Annotated in this window: 15 protein-coding genes; 7 read left to right on the top strand and 8 right to left on the bottom strand. The window is 55.2% G+C overall.

Going from position 1 to position 16324, the window contains the following annotated elements; all coding sequences use genetic code 11:
* Nucleotides 1–190 precede the first annotated feature (190 nt).
* Nucleotides 191–424, top strand: coding sequence for a hypothetical protein (locus BQ9846_RS14675; protein ID WP_075881797.1), 234 nt, complete (start codon nucleotides 191–193; stop codon nucleotides 422–424).
* A gap of 58 nt (nucleotides 425–482) precedes the next feature.
* On the opposite strand, the gene BQ9846_RS14670 is transcribed toward BQ9846_RS14675, so the two are convergent.
* Nucleotides 483–1250 (bottom strand): S49 family peptidase, encoded by a 768-nt coding sequence (locus tag BQ9846_RS14670; RefSeq protein WP_075881796.1) that lies wholly within the window; start codon nucleotides 1248–1250, stop codon nucleotides 483–485.
* Nucleotides 1251–1345: 95 nt separating this feature from the next.
* On the opposite strand from BQ9846_RS14670, the gene BQ9846_RS14665 reads away from it, so the two are divergent.
* Nucleotides 1346–2677, top strand: coding sequence for an IS200/IS605 family accessory protein TnpB-related protein (locus BQ9846_RS14665; RefSeq protein WP_075881795.1), 1332 nt, complete (start codon nucleotides 1346–1348; stop codon nucleotides 2675–2677).
* Between the two features lie 606 nt (nucleotides 2678–3283).
* On the opposite strand, the gene BQ9846_RS14660 is transcribed toward BQ9846_RS14665, so the two are convergent.
* From BQ9846_RS14660 to BQ9846_RS14635, 6 genes are all read right to left on the bottom strand, one after another.
* On the bottom strand, nucleotides 3284–3523 hold the full coding sequence (locus BQ9846_RS14660) for a hypothetical protein (RefSeq protein ID WP_075881794.1): 240 nt from the start codon (nucleotides 3521–3523) through the stop codon (nucleotides 3284–3286).
* Nucleotides 3524–3638: 115 nt separating this feature from the next.
* The gene (locus BQ9846_RS14655) at nucleotides 3639–4172 is read right to left on the bottom strand and encodes a TetR/AcrR family transcriptional regulator (protein ID WP_075881793.1); all 534 of its coding nucleotides are present in this window, start codon (nucleotides 4170–4172) and stop codon (nucleotides 3639–3641) included.
* 124 nt (nucleotides 4173–4296) lie between these two features.
* Nucleotides 4297–4584, bottom strand: a complete 288-nt coding sequence (locus BQ9846_RS14650; RefSeq protein WP_075881792.1) for a hypothetical protein — start codon at nucleotides 4582–4584, stop codon at nucleotides 4297–4299.
* Between the two features lie 13 nt (nucleotides 4585–4597).
* Nucleotides 4598–5788, bottom strand: coding sequence for a TonB C-terminal domain-containing protein (locus tag BQ9846_RS14645; RefSeq protein ID WP_210433211.1), 1191 nt, complete (start codon nucleotides 5786–5788; stop codon nucleotides 4598–4600).
* A gap of 210 nt (nucleotides 5789–5998) precedes the next feature.
* On the bottom strand, nucleotides 5999–6790 hold the full coding sequence (locus tag BQ9846_RS14640; protein WP_075881790.1) for a hypothetical protein: 792 nt from the start codon (nucleotides 6788–6790) through the stop codon (nucleotides 5999–6001).
* Nucleotides 6780–7172, bottom strand: a complete 393-nt coding sequence (locus tag BQ9846_RS14635; RefSeq protein ID WP_144049459.1) for a hypothetical protein — start codon at nucleotides 7170–7172, stop codon at nucleotides 6780–6782. The genes BQ9846_RS14640 and BQ9846_RS14635 overlap by 11 nt, the downstream gene beginning before the upstream one ends.
* Before the next feature lie 145 nt (nucleotides 7173–7317).
* On the opposite strand from BQ9846_RS14635, the gene mobH reads away from it, so the two are divergent.
* The 4 genes from mobH to BQ9846_RS14615 are packed head-to-tail and all read left to right on the top strand — an operon-like array spanning nucleotide 7318 to nucleotide 14451.
* The gene (gene mobH, locus BQ9846_RS14630) at nucleotides 7318–10749 is read left to right on the top strand and encodes a MobH family relaxase (RefSeq protein WP_075881788.1); all 3432 of its coding nucleotides are present in this window, start codon (nucleotides 7318–7320) and stop codon (nucleotides 10747–10749) included.
* Nucleotides 10749–13544, top strand: a complete 2796-nt coding sequence (traD, locus tag BQ9846_RS17350) for a conjugative transfer system coupling protein TraD (protein ID WP_328585374.1) — start codon at nucleotides 10749–10751, stop codon at nucleotides 13542–13544. The genes mobH and traD overlap by 1 nt, the downstream gene beginning before the upstream one ends.
* A gap of 14 nt (nucleotides 13545–13558) precedes the next feature.
* Nucleotides 13559–14188 (top strand): IncC plasmid conjugative DNA transfer DtrJ family protein, encoded by a 630-nt coding sequence (locus tag BQ9846_RS14620; protein WP_075881787.1) that lies wholly within the window; start codon nucleotides 13559–13561, stop codon nucleotides 14186–14188.
* A gap of 8 nt (nucleotides 14189–14196) precedes the next feature.
* Entirely contained in the window at nucleotides 14197–14451 is a 255-nt protein-coding gene (locus tag BQ9846_RS14615) for a hypothetical protein (RefSeq protein ID WP_075881786.1), read from the top strand.
* A gap of 39 nt (nucleotides 14452–14490) precedes the next feature.
* On the opposite strand, the gene BQ9846_RS14610 is transcribed toward BQ9846_RS14615, so the two are convergent.
* Nucleotides 14491–15828 (bottom strand): RNA-guided endonuclease TnpB family protein, encoded by a 1338-nt coding sequence (locus BQ9846_RS14610; protein ID WP_075881785.1) that lies wholly within the window; start codon nucleotides 15826–15828, stop codon nucleotides 14491–14493.
* Nucleotides 15829–15844: 16 nt separating this feature from the next.
* Here BQ9846_RS14610 and tnpA point away from each other — a divergent pair, with 16 nt between their 5' ends.
* Nucleotides 15845–16288: an IS200/IS605 family transposase gene (gene tnpA, locus BQ9846_RS14605; RefSeq protein WP_075881784.1), complete on the top strand. Its 444-nt coding sequence runs from the start codon at nucleotides 15845–15847 to the stop codon at nucleotides 16286–16288.
* Nucleotides 16289–16324: the final 36 nt, after the last annotated feature.

Genomic DNA, 16324 nt, shown 5'->3' with positions numbered 1-16324 from the left:
AAGAGGGTGCTATAACACGATATGACACGGCGCACCATGCTGCCCGTTTAAGACTGACCTTAATTGGCTTTTCGCTGGGAATAATGCTGTTCCCTTACTACGTTTTTTAGCCGTTAAGGAGAAGCAGGGCGGTGATTCTGGTATATTTTCACCACACATTACCCTCTGAATGGATGCCAAAGGAGAAGAAATGCGCGTACAAGTGAATCAGATGATTTATGACGAAGCCGACGACCTATGCAAGTGCGTGCTATCGCAGTCGCAAGGAAAGCTCTTTGCATTCATTCAGTGCATTGATACAGGGATGGACGGAACGGCCCGATACACGGCCCGCTATTGGGGGGAGTTCTCACACGACGCGCCAGAAGCCACGATAAAGCGCATCATGGAGTGGGGCGGTAAGTGGCCCCAGCTACCTGATTAAGCGAGCTAAACAGCATTTGCCCGCCTGTGCCAGACAAGGCCGCTAGGCGGGCGCTGACTCAGTAGCGCATCACAATTGACTCGCCACTCTGTCCAGAAGTGGATAGTGCGCCCATGATCGCGCTTGGTAGCCGACGCATAAAGCGCTCAAAGGCATTGCCTTTCACGCTATAGTTCCGCACCTTGGGAAAACCGTTGTCTGTGGGCAATAGCCGATCAAACAGGCTTTCCAGCATTAGGGTTTCGTCGACAAGCCCCATACCCACGGCTTGTTCGCCGCTCCATACCGCACCGGAAAACACTACGTCGTCGTAAGGCGTGCCTGCCAATGCCTCACCCCGACCTTCCAGCACATCCCCAATAAACTGATCATGCACATTGCTGATCAACGCAGAAAATCGCTCGGTGGTTTGCTCGTCTTCGGGTAAAAACGGATCGAGCATGGCTTTATTTTCGCCTGCCGAATAAACACGGCGCTCGATGCCGAGGTCTTTCATGGCCTCCGTAAAGCCAAAGCTGGCACTGATGACGCCAATAGAGCCGACAATGCTGGACGGTGAGGCATAGATGGTATCGGTGCCCGCTGCAATGTAGTAAGCCCCTGACGCTCCCATGTCGCCGATATAGCTCACAATCGGCACGTCATGGCGATCCCGAAAATCTTGCAGGGCATGGAAGACTCGCTGCGATTCCGTCTGGCTGCCGCCAGGTGAGTTGATATTGAGCACAACTGCCTGGGTGGTGTCATTATCGAGCGCACGACGAACGCCGGAAATGATCTGCGTAGCGCTGACACCACCATTTGATTGAGCAAAAAACTGCCGCATTCTGCGACTCGATTCTTTGAATGGATCGTCAGTCAAGGCGGGGCAAGGCGTTAGCCTTGCTTGTTTATGCTGCTGGTTGGATATATAGTTTCCGTATGCCGATTATCCGCTCTGACATCCTCACCCTTCAGGTCACCAGTGCCGAACAACAACAGGCACTGCTGAATACGCTGGCGCTGTATCGGCGGCTGGTGCGCGATCTGATGACGGTGGCTTATACCCACTGGCCGACGGTGGGGGCCTCGCAGGGAAACGAAGCAGTAAAGATAATTGAGGCGCTGATTCATTCAACCGCCAAGCGCCCGCATGTACGCTATACATACTTTGCCAACCGCTACTACAAATTTCCTTCCTATCTTCGCCGCGTAGCAATCATGGATGCAGTGGGCCAAGTCCGCTCTTTCGTCACGCGATTTGACCAGTGGCGATGTGGCCGGCGCAAGCACCCGCACGCGAAACCTCCGCGCTTAACAGCTAGCACGAAGACCTTTCCCAGCCTTTACGGCGGGCAGTGCGCCAAGCTCAACGCCGATGCCACCTATGCCTTTATCAAGGTGCGTCAGCGCAACGACTGGCTTTGGATGGGGTTTAGGCTGAAAGGCACTTGCCGGTTTCGAGGCAAAGGCAAGGCCAAGTCGCCACTGCTGACCAATAACGGACGACAGTGGCAACTATCGTTGCCTGAGCAATTCGAGCCACCGAAGCGATCAACCACTCCCCCTGATCGTGTGCTAGCAGTGGATGTAGGCATTAATACAGCGGCCACCTGGGCGGTGGTTGATGCTCAAGGCACTGTCCATGCGCGAGGCTTTATCTCGCGCACGGATAAAGACCGGGAGTATCGACTAATGGCCCGCATTCGCCAGGCCGCTAAAAAGCACACGCGCCACGGTAGCCGCTTACCCCCTGGCTTTTGCCGCCGCGACCACCAGCGGCTGACCCGTCTCGCCGATAACCAGGCTCACCAGATCAGTCGACAACTGGTGAACATGGCGCTCAACCATGGTTGCCAGGCGATCGCGGTAGAAAACCTGAAGGGCTGGCGGCCTAAAGCGGGTAAAAAACGGACACCGATGAAGGCGCGGTTTCACCGCTGGTTTCATCGTCAGCTAGTAGCGCGAATCCATAGCAAGGCCGTCGAGATAGGGCTGCGTTGTGTCGCGGTCTATGCCCGTGGCACGTCCCGCCAAGCGTTTGACGGATCAGGGCCGGTAAAGCGCGATAAGGGCAACTACAGCCAGTGCACGTTTAGCTCTGGCAAGCGCTATCACGCCGATCTTAACGCTGCTTATAACATCGCTGCCCGAGGCCATGTGTTTTTTCAGGGGCGTGGCCGCAAGGCTACCGCCCGTATGAGATCGCAGATGTCGACTCATACACCGCGAACCCCGGTCTCGCTCTCTACGCTCTGGCAACAGCGCGCGTGAGAGTGATAAGAATCCGCGATTATATTCGTTGAATGAATCGTCGGAGGGTTCAATCTGGCTGTCGACGTTGATCATGCCTACGTGCGCGTCTGTCAGCGGATCATTGGCGCCAGCGTTAAAGGTATACCTTAATAAACACATCAAGATGTTGCTGGCACATCAGTACTGGTGGGGTTTTCTCCACAGATACAAAAAAGCCCGCTATGCCGCAGGCTCTTGGGTTATTCGCTGATTTACTTACAGCCAGATCGTAAAGTTATCGCCAGGCTGAGGCCGGACAATGTCCGAGAACAGTCTTGTTTGACGGGTTGCCGGACAATAGATTAACGGACAAAAAGGCGATCCATGGCACTGATCGGCTATGCGCGGGTCTCGACGGCGGAGCAGGGCACCGCCTTGAGATGGATGCGCTCCGCAAGGCGGGCGCCGCCAAGGAGGACGGAAGCCCACCGTGCAACCGACTCCTGATTTCGCTGTCAGGCAGTCGCTTCTTTCTCGTCCTGAATTGCCATATCAAGGTGGAAAAGGGCTGGCCCTGTTAGGTTGATCAGGGCCTCTCCCTCTCCTGCAGGCACGTCGCCTGCCTCCAGTGTAGTGCCAGGGGGATCACTTCACCTGGTGGCCTTGAACTTGTTTTTCAGCCGCCGGAAGGTCGCCAGGACCCCTTCCCAATATCATGCCCCGATAGAAGGCCTGTATACCCTGTCGCCCTGCGAGCAGGGTCAGCATAAACAATCCGCTGAACCCCAGTGCTAGACCGACGATGGGGCCGATGACGTAGCAGAATAACACGATGAAGGGCAGGCCAATCAGGTAGCCGATGGTTTTCGTAAGGATCTTGCGCATGAGAGCCCCTCCATTTATGAGCGTGCTCAATTATAAATTGAGCGCGCTCATAAATTCAAGGAGCTACTCTCTGGTGTCCTCCAAAGCGAGGCCTAGCAAGCTGCTGGCAGTGGGGTCAGCTGGTGGGTAGTAAAAGTGTGAGCCTGGCTCGGAAGTCGTTGATGGCGGCCTCTTGGCACGGCTCCTCGTGGCTAAGGTGACGGACAAGCGTCATGAAGTAGCTATCTTCGATGAGGCGCGTGCGGATAGCGTCATTCGCCGTTGTCGCACTCAAGATGCGTAGCAGCAGGGAGTCGTCGAAGTTCCGGAAATGATCAAGATCCCAAAGCACTTCTTTCAGAAGGCTGCGGCTCAAGGCGACATGTTCGAAGTAATAGCCATAGAAAGAGGAAGCCAGCTCGATTAATGCCTCACGCTCGCTGCCGCCTGACCAGTTGGCGAGGAACGTATCGGCAATGCGGCTAAGCTGCTCTTCCATGCCTTCTCGCAGGATATCGATCTTATTAGGATAGTGACTGAACACCGTACCATCGGCGACGTTAGCGCGACGGGCGATCTCGCGAGTGGTGGTGGAGGCAAAGGAGTGCTCAGCGAACAGTGCCCAGGCAGCTTCACGAATACGCGCGCGGGTGGTTTCCTTCTTGTTCATCCTCTAGCTCTCGGCTTTGTCCACTGGCTAGCTGATGATACCTGCCTATGGACTAGCCTCAAAGTCCGGGGAGTCACGTAAAGATAACCAACCCTTACGAGTGTTTATCGCTATATCGTGTCTTTTAGAAATCCCGATACGTGATAAGACGATATTTGAGCGTAATTTTTTGGGCACAGATCAGGTAAGACGTGTTGGCGACACCGGCTGCAAACAGCGTTAGCAGGCCAAAGCGAAAGAAGTTACTCACTCGCCTTGTGCGTCGCTGTTCCTGCTGCATTTGTCCCATCCATTGATCGACCTTTTCTAGCTGAATAACACGCTGCAATTCTCTTAGAGCTTCCGCATCGTGCGGTAGGTCTTCCAGCACCTCAGCGGTCGAACGCTGAGGTGGCTTCTTGCGTTTCCACATCGGTTGCTCTCCTTTAACGCAGGCCGTCGGGGTGGGCATGAATGATGAATTGATCGAAATTTTGCTGTTCAAACTCTGGTAAGTGGCGGATACCACGGAAGGGCGACGCATTATCGACGGCTTGCATCACTAGCCGATCAAAGGATAAGTCACCACTACCACGTTGTACTTGCACGTCCACGACAACGCCGAGGGGCAGGCTCACTTCGACTAAGATTTCCGCGTCGTTTTCGAGCTGGCCATTCCAACGTGACGCATTGAGCACCGTCAGTTCGCGCTCGATGTCGTCAAACATTTCCTCGAAATAGTCGGCGTTAAGGTAATCGACCGTTGTGCGGTTATCGTCTTGTGTGCCCTCAAAGGGAAAAACATGCTCGCCGACTTGCTGGCTCCGGCGGAAGTCTTCAGGACTTGCCGGTGGACGCCCGAAACTGAAAAGCAGGGTTTCTACGGTATCTTGCAGCCAAGGCTGAAGTTCGTTGATTTCGTAAAAGGGTGCCGCTTGGTGCAGTGCTTCGATAACGCTCTGGTCATAAGCGGTACGACCTGTGGAGTGCTCAACCGCCAGTGATTCAATCCGCTTATCGTCACCAACCACCACGGATAGCAATGCGCCATCGGGCACAAAGCGGTTCTCTGGCGGCTGCCAAACATCATGTACGCGGTCGCCAAGCGTAATCGCCAATTCTTTCAGGCGACCGCTGGATAGAAACGCAATCTGCTGGCGCTCCATTTCTGTTGAGGAAAGGGGAGCTTCCCCCACACCGGCTCGTAGCTGCCATGAAGCCATTTCCATCGAGGCTTCCATTGCAACCGGACGAATGGCGCCTTGCTGGTGACTGCCTAACAGGCGCGACACACGCTTGTATAGGGTGTCTATTTGCTCGGAAAGACTCTGGGATTCGTCGCTTTTTTCTTCCTGCACATAGACGATGGGCGCCGATCCAATCTCACCAAAGGCAATTTCTCGACTGACATCTTCAGTCAGTTCACCGACTGACAGGTTGCGCTTATTTGTCTCTAAACTCTCAGGGGAGAAAAACGAAAGCTCACTTGCAACACCCTGTTCGTAATAGCGGTCAGCGTTATCCTGGGCTTCAACAAGAAGTTTCTCAAAGTCGGCTTTTTCTTCGGGCTCTAGCCCAAGTTCTGCCTGTGGCACCGCAACGCCGGTATCAGTCATTTGGCGTTCGGACTGAAGCATGTCCAATCCGATAAATGCGGCCAATGCACCCGCCGACCCCACGATGGCGATATTGAGCGGCGTGAGGCGCCATTTTGCCGCTCGACCGTGGCTGTGTTGCTCACTCGTTTTGTGGGATGGGCGAGCGCCAGCGTGTGATAAGCGTGCTTTAAGACCCGATAAGTGCTTATTCATCCGAACAACGCCCCCGTTGCCGAGGGCGCTCCCTGATTAAAGGTTCAAGGCTTTGCAGTCGCTTACGGTGCTTTTCGGTCTGACCGAATCGCGCACAATGCTTAAATCCCGCTGCGTGGCGCCGTCCATTTCACAGAAGCGCTCCCAGGCACGTAGGTAGTCGTAGTAATCATGGCTTGGCATATCGCAGTAGGTAATGAGGTCAGGCGCATTGCTGCGGCCTTCGTCGGTCACAAAGCGCCAATCGGCTTCATCCATGCCGCTTCCCCCATCGCAAAAGCGTGTCCAGCGCGAAATCTCATACATGGAATACCCTTGCGGATCGGACGTAAGCCAGTCGCGGGCGTGACGGTTTCGGCTGGGTTCCATCGACTTGAGCGCTTGGATCGCGTCTTCCGCCTCGACTTCGGACAGTCCGGCAGTATCGACAAGGTGGCGGGCCATTGCTTCGTCGCTTAAATCCTGCATCCGCTTACGCAAGGTATTGAAGTCCGAATTGACGACATGGACGTAGCCTGGCTGTCGCATCGCAGCGCCGCCTTGGCTGGCGTTGCTAAACGAGAGCGTCAAACCGCGTGTAATGCGGTGCCCGCGCTCCACGGCGGGCGCGAGCTTTTCCATGTGTGCTTTGAGTTGGTGGTAGCGACTCACATTTAACGTGGTGGGGTACTCCACGGCGGCAGTCTTGTAGAGCGGATAGTTTTCTTGCAACCAATCGCTTGAAGGCCGCTCCGGCACATCAGAGAGTCGATTTTCCGTGCTCATGGTTGAACAACCCGCTACCGCCAGACTGATTGCCGTCATGCCAAGCAGTTTTCTAACAGCCATAACATCCTCCCATCATTTGATTGCCTTCCGAGTGGTTGAGCTCGATTCGTCCGTTTAACTTGGTCTGATACATCCCTTCCAGGAGATGCCTAATCGTCATGGGGTAGCGTCGAAAATCACGGCTTTCGCGTTGGGCAATTTGCGACGCGATGATTGGGGTTAAGGCTTCATAAAAGCCAACCGTTCTTTCTGGCGCGCTTGGGTGAGACGAAAACAGCCCTCGCAGCGTTGTGTTGTTCCCGCCAATCCGTCCTGAAATGGCCCAAAGTGCTGCTGTTTCCTGTGGAGATTCCAGCTCAATCAAGACGCGCTGATCATCAATCATGTTGATCTTCATAGTCACAAAGCGGCGACGCTTTCCTCCTGTTGCATTGACGAACATGGGCTGCGCGACAGCGCAGACACCTCGTTCTCGCCAGTTTATGAGGCATCACCCAACATCGAGGGCTGCTGAACAGCCAAAAATTAAGCCTTTAGCTACAAGGAGCGAGGAAAAGTCGTGAAAAACTAGGGGGAAAGGAGGCGATATGGGCTTTGTCACCAAACTCTTAAAGCGTTTTGCGCCATCGGCGGCGAAAGCGCACCCCATTGATGATTTCGAGAGCGACATACCACGCTATCCCCCGTTTGCACGGGGGCTGCCGGTGGCGAGTGCGGACAAGATCATGGAAACGCAATCCGCACTGATTGCGGATATTCGCAAGGGGCTGGCGCTGGGCGACGAGTTCGACACGCTGGTTTTGCCCGTGATCAGCCGCTTTGCTGAATATGTCCACTTACTGCCCGCGTCGGAAAACCATCACCATCGCGGTGCCGGAGGCTTGTTTCGGCACAGTTTAGAAGTGGGCTTTTACGCTGCACGGGCATCGGAAGCGGTGGTGTTCACGCGGCAATCATATCCAAGCGCGACAAAAGCACTGGAACCGCGCTGGCGTATGGCGTCGTTTTTGGGCGGGTTGTTCCACGATGCGGGTAAGCCGATCTCGGATGTCACCGTTGTCACACCAGACGGAAAGCATGAGTGGAATACCTTTACCGACCCCACGATCTACGAGTGGGCGACACGGCTAGGGATCGAGCGCTATCACCTGCGCTGGACAGCCAATCGTCACGGTCGGCATGAACGTCATACGCCTCATGCGCTGTATCAGCTAATGACCGTTGATATGAAAGGGTACATGCAAGAGGCGGGGAAAGAGGTGCCGGAAGCGTTGATGGACGCGCTAACGGGGCTCTCCGTCACTACACCGCTAAGCAAGCTGATTATTCAGGCCGACAGCAACAGCGTCGAAAAAGACTTGCGAGAGCAACATATTGGACACGTTGATCAACATGCCGTTGGGGTGGCCGCTGAGCGCTACATCATCAGTGCCATGCGCTCACTGGTAGCGGATGGTGAATGGAAGGCGAATACCGCTGGGGCCGTGCTGTGGATCGGGGAAGACGGGGTTTATATCAACTGGCGTCCCGCCGTGAAGCAAATTACCCAGCGCTTGGCTAAAGACAAAATACCAGGCATCCCACAATCGCCGGAATCCCTGGCCGAAATCCTGTTGGAGCGGGAGCTTGCAGAGGGGCAGCGGGTGGTGAGTGATAACGATAGCGTCGATTTGCTGCCGTATTGGCATGTCAAAATTGACGGTATCAACATAGGCAACGGCATCGGAAAGATCGACTTCCTCGCCCTTAAAGTGCCGGTCGATTTGCTTTACAGCAGCGTGGCGCCGCCGCCTAGCTGGGATGGCATCGAGATTGTGCATCCCGATGATGAAAATGCTGACCAAGACGAGGGCAGACAAGCCTGCGAGGGCGAAACGGACACTGCCGAGTCAGATGATCATGCGGAAAGCGCGGCAACAGAAGATGCCCAAGCGCCCGACGAAGAAACCAACGGCCATACCGAAGCTCACCGCCCCGCCGATAGTGAGCAAGACGCCACGGACACTGAAGTAGAGCAGTCCGGCGAGCCGGACGCGCAAGAGCCGGAGACGGGCAGCGAAACACCCGCAACAACAGCGTCGACTGACGAAACGGAAAGTGAATCAGTCGACAAGCATGATGCCAGCGCCCGTGATAGTGAGAGCCGAGAGGACGCGGATAGCGCCACGGCTTCACCCCTGGGTGCAGGACGGCAACAACTGCTTAAACGGCCTTTGGGTAAACCCCTTGATGACACTCCCAACCGCCGGAAGCGCCAAACCAAGGCGGCGAAGAAGGCAGGTGCCGCGAAGCACCGTGACGGCAACGCTGAAAATACCCCAGCGGTGACTTCAGATTCGCCAACCCAATCGGACGCAGGTGATACCACTCCAACAACGCCACAGGCGGATACCGCTACACCCACGGCGGCAACGTCACCCTCCGACGAACCGGAATCGACAGCGGTGGAGCTGCCGGAAGTCGAGAGTGATGCACCAGACAGCATCGAACTCGATATGGAAGACGACGCTGACGTGGACGAATACGCGGCATTAGTCGAGGAAGACGAGGAAGCCCCACCAGCGCCCGCGACCGAAAGCACCCCCGCGCTTGGCGGGCTGATGGCAAATTTATCTCGCGCCACTTCGCCGTCGCATGACAACGATGAAACGTCCGAGCCATTCGACGAGCCCGCTGATCCAGCAGCCAGTGAAACAACACGGGCCTCTCAGCAAGCGGATACCCCATCGCCATCAACGAAACACAGCCACGAAAGCACAGGCAAAGACCGCGACCAGGACAAGGCAACGTCAAAATCAACCCGCCAAGCCGACAATGACCAAGCCTCGGCGACGACGGCGAAACGTGCGGAAGGTGACGAAAGCAACCACAAGACACCGCGTACAGCGGCAGCCAAACCGGACAACAAACCCGCTAAATCACGCAAGCAAGCCAATGTGCCCAACCGGCGTTCTTCGTCATTGGCGACTCGTCTTGGCAAGCAAGATAGCGCTGAACGGGCGGCTGGGGTGGGTAGCTCGCCATTGACACAATCACGCGACCTGCATAGCAGTGATGCGACTGAGGCGGCGAAAACGGAAACCTCGCTGCCTCGCCGTGACGCCTTGATGCCGACGCGGGCGAGCAAGGCAAAGAAACCCCATGCGCAGCAGACGCCTAAAAAGCGCTCCCTCAACTCCCCTAAGAAAAAGACCAAGCCACGCCTGCCTCAGCATCCCGAATTGATCGAGGCGATGCTTGATGGGCTGGACAATCAAAAACGTTCGCTGGGGGAACGGGTGGATGTCACCACTGACGACGCTGTGTGCGTGAACGTGCCGAACGTAGCGAGAGCGCTGGGGTTAAGCCATGACAATGCTGTGCTGGCGCTACAGAAAACGGATTTCCTGTCTTCAGAACCCACTACCTCTGATTGGCTAACACTCGATGGCAAGCCCGTCAGGCGTTTAATCAAAACGCTGCGCAAAACGGCGGCTTATCAGGCAACTCAGTCTAAGAGCAGTCACCACCAAGCGCCCGTGAAGACTGCGAGTAAAGCGGCCAGTAAGCCTAGCTCCGCGCCAAAGGGCGCTAAAACACCCCCAGCCTCCCATGAAGCTACCGCTGGTGAAGACAGTCAAGCGTCTTGGTGGCGGGATGAAGCGGTCACGCAGACACCTGGCAAAGCCGATACCGCAAAGCCTGCACAACAAACCGAAACCGTCACCGACGAGCAGGACGACGACCTACCAACAAGCAGTATTCAAACCACTGAAGACGCGGTGAAAGAGCTGGCCAACCAGATGCGTCGAGGGCGAGGCCGCTGGCTGACCGCCACGCTGCATCACGAAGGCGATATGCGCCGTATCAGCGATGTCGTGCTGGGGAATATTCGTGAGGAAAACCCCGCGCTGACGCCCGCCGCTATCAAGCGAGAAATGCGGCGAAGTGGACAGGCAAACGGTATTGAGCGGCGCAATCGACAAATCTTCGTGAAGCCAATCGACGAATCAAGCGATGAAAAAGCAGGAGATCAGTAATGGATGTTAATTACGAAATGCCCTGGCGGCCTAACTACGAACTTTACATCAGCACGTCTTGGGCGGGGGCGGCTGGTGTGTCGTATGGCGTTAATATGCTGAGTGCGATGCCGCCCCAGCCGTTTTACTGGATGATGGGTATTTGCGGCGTGATGGCAATGCGCCATATCCCTAAAGCCGTAAAGCTCTCGCGTCTTCAGAAGCACTTAGGCGGGCGTGATCTTGCATTCCTCAAACTGCCAGAACTCCAAAAGCTCATTGCCAAGCGCACAAATGAAATGTGGCTAGGTTATGGCTTTCATTGGGAGCAGCGCCATTGTCAGCGGGCTTTTGAAATCCTCAAACGTGATTGGTCGATTACGGAGCAGTTTGATCGTCGTCGCGTCTCCAAAAATACGGAAGCCCCCATTGGGCAGACCTGGATTCATGGCGTTGAACCCAAAGAAGAAAAACTCTATCAACCCCTGAAACATGCCGAAGGGCACACGTTGATCGTGGGCACCACCGGCAGCGGAAAATGCCAACCGCTTGATGCCAAGGTTCATACGCTCCAAGGCTGGCGCCGTATGGGGGAGGTAAAAGAGGGCGACAGCGTTACGGTGCCAAGCGGGGGAACCGCTACCGTGGCGGGGATTTATCCGCAAGGGTGGAAGTCTGTTTTTGATATTACCCTGGCCGATGGTCGCACCACCCAAGCCTGTGCCGAACACTTGTGGCCTGTTTATGGAGATAGCGAGGGCGACGCAGAAATTATCAGTACCCACTGTTTGCGCAAACGGATGGTGGCCGGTGCTCGATGCTTTCTTCCGCTAACCGAGGCGGTCGAACAAATGCCCGTGGATACGCTCATGGAGCCGTATCTGGTGGGTAGCTTGATGATGCTGAATACGAGCCTAAGCCAATGTGGGTCACAACTGACGGTCGACTGCGATGATAATGAGCTCATTCAAACGTTGTCGCGCCACACAGACCTAGAGCACCAACCCGATAGCACTACCACCGAAATTTGCGTGCCGCTTCCGGCATGTTGCCCCGAAGACACCCCCTGGCCGCTGGATGATGCTGAAATCGTCCTAAAAGGCAGTATTGCCCAACGCACTGCGATGCTGTCAGGTATCCTCGATACGGCAGGGCAGGTCAAAAACGGCGAGTTGAGGCTGCCTTGCCAGAATGATGATGTCGCCACCCTGGCACAAACCCTTGTTTGGTCGTTGGGCGGTGCCGCCTGGTTATCAACCAGCGAAAACGAGAAACAGCCTGTTTTATCAATCCAGCATCCTCGCTTGCACCAGTTTGTCAGCACCTCTCGATTACGGAATGCCCTTAATGCGTTGCCGCTGCTGGATGCGCCCATTTTTTCGCCGCGAATCAAAGTCAAAGCCATTACGTTTGCGCGCAAAACGCAGACTCAATGCCTTTATATTGATCATCCTGACCATCTTTACGTCACGGATAACTACATCACAACGCACAACACGCGGATGTTCGATGTATTGATCAGTCAAGCGGTTCTGCGTGGCGAGTCCGTTATCATCATCGACCCTAAAGGGGATCGTGAACTGCGTGACAATGCACGTCGGGCGTGTGAAGCATTAGGGCAGCCGGATAGGATGGTGACATTCCACCCTGGCTTCCCTGAAGACTCCGTGCGTATTGATCCTCTACGCAATTTTACGCGAGTGACGGAAATCGCCTCGCGGATCGCCGCGCTCATACCATCGGAGTCGGGCGCTGACCCATTCACCGCGTTTGGCTGGCAAGCGCTAAACAACATTGCTCAAGGGTTAATGATTGCCTATGAGCGTCCAACGTTAGTGCGTCTACGCCGCTTTCTGGAAGGTGGGGCGGCTGGTCTGGTCATTAAAGCCATCACGGCGCACTGTGACGCGAATATGGACGGCTGGGAATCCACGGCGAAAGCCTATCTCGATAAAGCCAAAAAAGGCACGGTTGAGCAACGCGCTCTCATGCTGACGCGGTTTTACTATGAAGAAGTGCAGCCCGAAAAACCCAGCACCGAGCTGGAAGGGCTGTTATCCATGTTTGAGCACGATGGCACCCACTTCAGCAAGATGGTCGCCAACCTCCTGCCGATTATGAACATGCTCACCAGTGGCGAGCTGGGCAAGATGCTGTCGCCTGACTATGAAGACATCGACGATACCCGTCAGATTCTGGACACCGGCAAGATCATCAACGAAGCAATGGTGGCGTACATTGGACTGGACTCTCTAACGGATAATGTCGTGGCCAGCGCCATCGGCTCGATGTTCTTGGCTGATCTGACCGCCGTAGCAGGGGATCGCTACAACTACGGGGTCAATAACAAGCCGGTCAATCTGTTTGTCGATGAAGCCGCCGAAGTGATTTCGGATTCTCTTATTACGCTACTGAACAAGGGGCGCGGATCGAAGTTCCGCCTCTTTGTGGCAACGCAGACGTTTGCTGATTTTGCCGCTCGCATGGGAAGTCAGGACAAAGCGCTTCAGGTGCTTGGCAACATCAACAACACGCTGGCGCTGCGCGTTAAAGACGCCGATACGCAGGAATATATCGTCAAAGGCTTCCCCACAACGCGGGTGCAATACGTCATGCGTACTCAGGGCCAAAATACCCACGGTGACGAGCCGGTACTTCATGGTGGCAACCAGGGTGAACGCCTCATGGAAGAAGAAAGCGAGCTTTTCCCACCGCAGCTATTGGGAATGCTCCCCAACTTGGAGTTCATCGGTAATATCAGCGGCGGCAAGCTGATCAAAGGCCGCCTCCCGATTTTGATTTCGGATGACCATTAAAAGGAGAGGCCGCCATGAAGTTATCGTTTGGCACTATTTTGATCATCTTTGCCGTGCAGCTGCTACTGATTCTGACGCTGGTGCCTGGTGAATGGACAGAACAAGTAATCGAAAAAGAAGCCGTGAAAGTGCAGCGGGTGTTAGGCACTGAAACGCAGCAGTGGATTCACGATACCGCTCAGCGCTGGTATGACACGTCGATGATCGAGTCCGGTGCTTATGAGGCGATGCACAGCCACGTTATCCCCTCGCTAGAACAAAGGACAGAAAGCCGTGGCATGGAAGACTTGGGCACCTCGATATTTGCGTGGGCCGAAGACCGCTTGGCCGCGATGATGCGGGTGATCTATCAGGTGTATGCCCGCGTGGCGATGGCACTTTTATGGGCGCCTTACCTGTTGATTTTGTTGGTTCCGGCGATTTTCGATGGTGTCATGCGCTGGAAGATCAAACAGACGAACTTCGATTATGCTTCACCTGTGGTTAGCCGCTATGGGGTTCGGGGGGTATTTCTGATTGGACAGATTACGCTGATCGCCTTTCTATTGCCTCTTGCGCTCAATCCCTTGTTGATTCCGCTAGGCATGATGTTGTCGTCTGTCATGCTGGGGCTGACGATTGCGAACTACCAAAAGCGTCTATAGGAGTGCCAGTGAAAAGCTATAAAAGCCGGTGGAATCGCGTAAAGGGCTGGCTGGCATTGCTTGTCTTTGTCGGCCTCTTGATCTCTTTTGGCATCATGGTGTTGTTGGGTTTGCCGATAGGAAGTGCGAATGGCACAAACAGCTACCACCAAGCGACCGGCCTAGCCCGATTATTAGGCATCATCCCATTAGGCATTGGCTCTGCCGTCCTGTATGCCGCTATCAGCCTAGCCGTGGGTAAGTGGCGTGATGAACGATCTTAACTCTTGGCGTATCCAGCCTTTCGTGAACGCACCCACGAATCATGCGGCGCATTGATTCGGGGCTTCATCGCTCCGCCACAACGTGGAGAGCGTAATAACCGGCGTCCTCGGTGAGCCAGGGGAGCGTTTGCCACCTGACACCTGCCCGTCCTTTCGGCGGGTCAGTTTGTGTTTCCATGCCCAGTAACGGGCACCAATGTTGTAGCTGGCGTTAAGATCGGCGTTATAGTGTTTGCCGTTGGGAAACGTCGCACGTTCATACTGTTTCTTATCGCGCGTTACGCGCCCAGAGCCATCAAACGCCCAGGATGATGTGCCGCGCGCATAGACGTAAACAACCCTGCCACCGGCCTCGCGCATCTTCTGCTCGACCAGTGTGGCGAGGCGCCGATGCAGCCATTGGTGGAAGCGCTGGCGCAAACCTGAACGTTTCTTACCGGCCTTCGGGCGCCAGCCTTTCAGGTCTTCCAGCACGATGACATCAGCGCCAGCGGCCAAGGCAAAATCTACCAGTTGGCGTGATACCTGCTGCGCCATGTTGTCGTTAATACGCTGCACCTTCCGGTACCACTGGCGACCAAAGCCTTTTGATAGCTTGCCGGACTTGCGCGCTTTGCCACGAATGATCGCGGCGCGTTTATCACGACGGTCTATGTCCGCTGCGGGGTGGAAGAACCGCCTCGCGGCGACAGTGCCGTTGGATGAAACGATGCTGGCCGTGGCCAGCGTATTGATCCCGACATCCACGGCGCACACGCGCCGTTGATCGGGGAGCCGTTCAGGTGTTATTTCCACCGGCACCGCCAAATGGCAGTGCCGATTGAGTACCAATGTGGGCGATTTCACAGCGCCTAGAAGGTGACGCTTGCGCACCGCCTTGATGGAGACGTTGTGCCACAGCCACTCCTTGCCGTCCCACAACTTCAGGCTGGCCGTGGTGAAGTTCGCATCAAACTTGACCAGTTGCCCGCGATACATCACCGGATAGCAGCCAGCAACCGGATTAAAACGCGGTGGATTAGCATCCCGGCGCTTTCGCTGTCCGCTCTGCCATTCGCGGTAGCGAGTGAGATAACTGGACACTTGCCCTTTCACAAACTCGATAGCCGCGCGGCGTAGATATGACGGGAACTTGTAGAACCGTTGAGCAAAATAGTGATGGCGAGGGGATGGGTTCTTTTGGGTGGGATGAATCAACCGCTCGACCGCTGCCGCAAAGCTGGGTGCTTGTTGCAAGGTAGGCCAGTTATTTAACACCACGACCGATAACGCCCGACAAAACGCACGGTATTCCTCCCGTGTATTCCGCATCAACTGTTGCTGGTGTGGGGTGGCTTGCAGCGGCCACTTGTCGGTGCGTATCATCTTGGTTTTCATAATCAAATCGTAGGTGATGAAAATGGAAACTTCAAGCCTGAGAACCCGTAGTCATAGTGCTTACAGGCTGTATTATCATTTGGTGTTATCAATGAAGTATCGGCATCAATGCTTGACGGGTCCCATGCTCGACCGCATCGAAATGATCTTGCGCGACTTGCTGCATCAGTGGGACTGCGAGCTAGTTGAATTTGGCGGCGAGGCGGATCATGTGCATTTACTATTTGAGACACCGCCCACGGTCAAACCATCTGATCTGGTCAAAAACCTAAAATCGGTCACCGCCCGGCGAATGCGTAAAGAGTTTGCCAACGAGTTGGCGCCTTATTACTGGAAGCCGTACTTCTGGAACCGCGCTTACGCGCTGATTAGCGTGGGCGGGCGGGCCAATATCGAGACACTGCTGCGCTATATCGAAAACCAGGACGACCCTCGCAAGCTCGGGCAGCCGCTCGACTAGCGCATCACGCTACGCGTCGATGCGTAGGATGCGCGG

Origin of the sequence: Vreelandella massiliensis, from assembly GCF_900155385.1 — a bacterium.
GTDB classification, from domain to species: Bacteria; Pseudomonadota; Gammaproteobacteria; order Pseudomonadales; family Halomonadaceae; genus Vreelandella; species Vreelandella massiliensis.
This window is presented reverse-complemented; position numbering and strand designations above follow the sequence as displayed.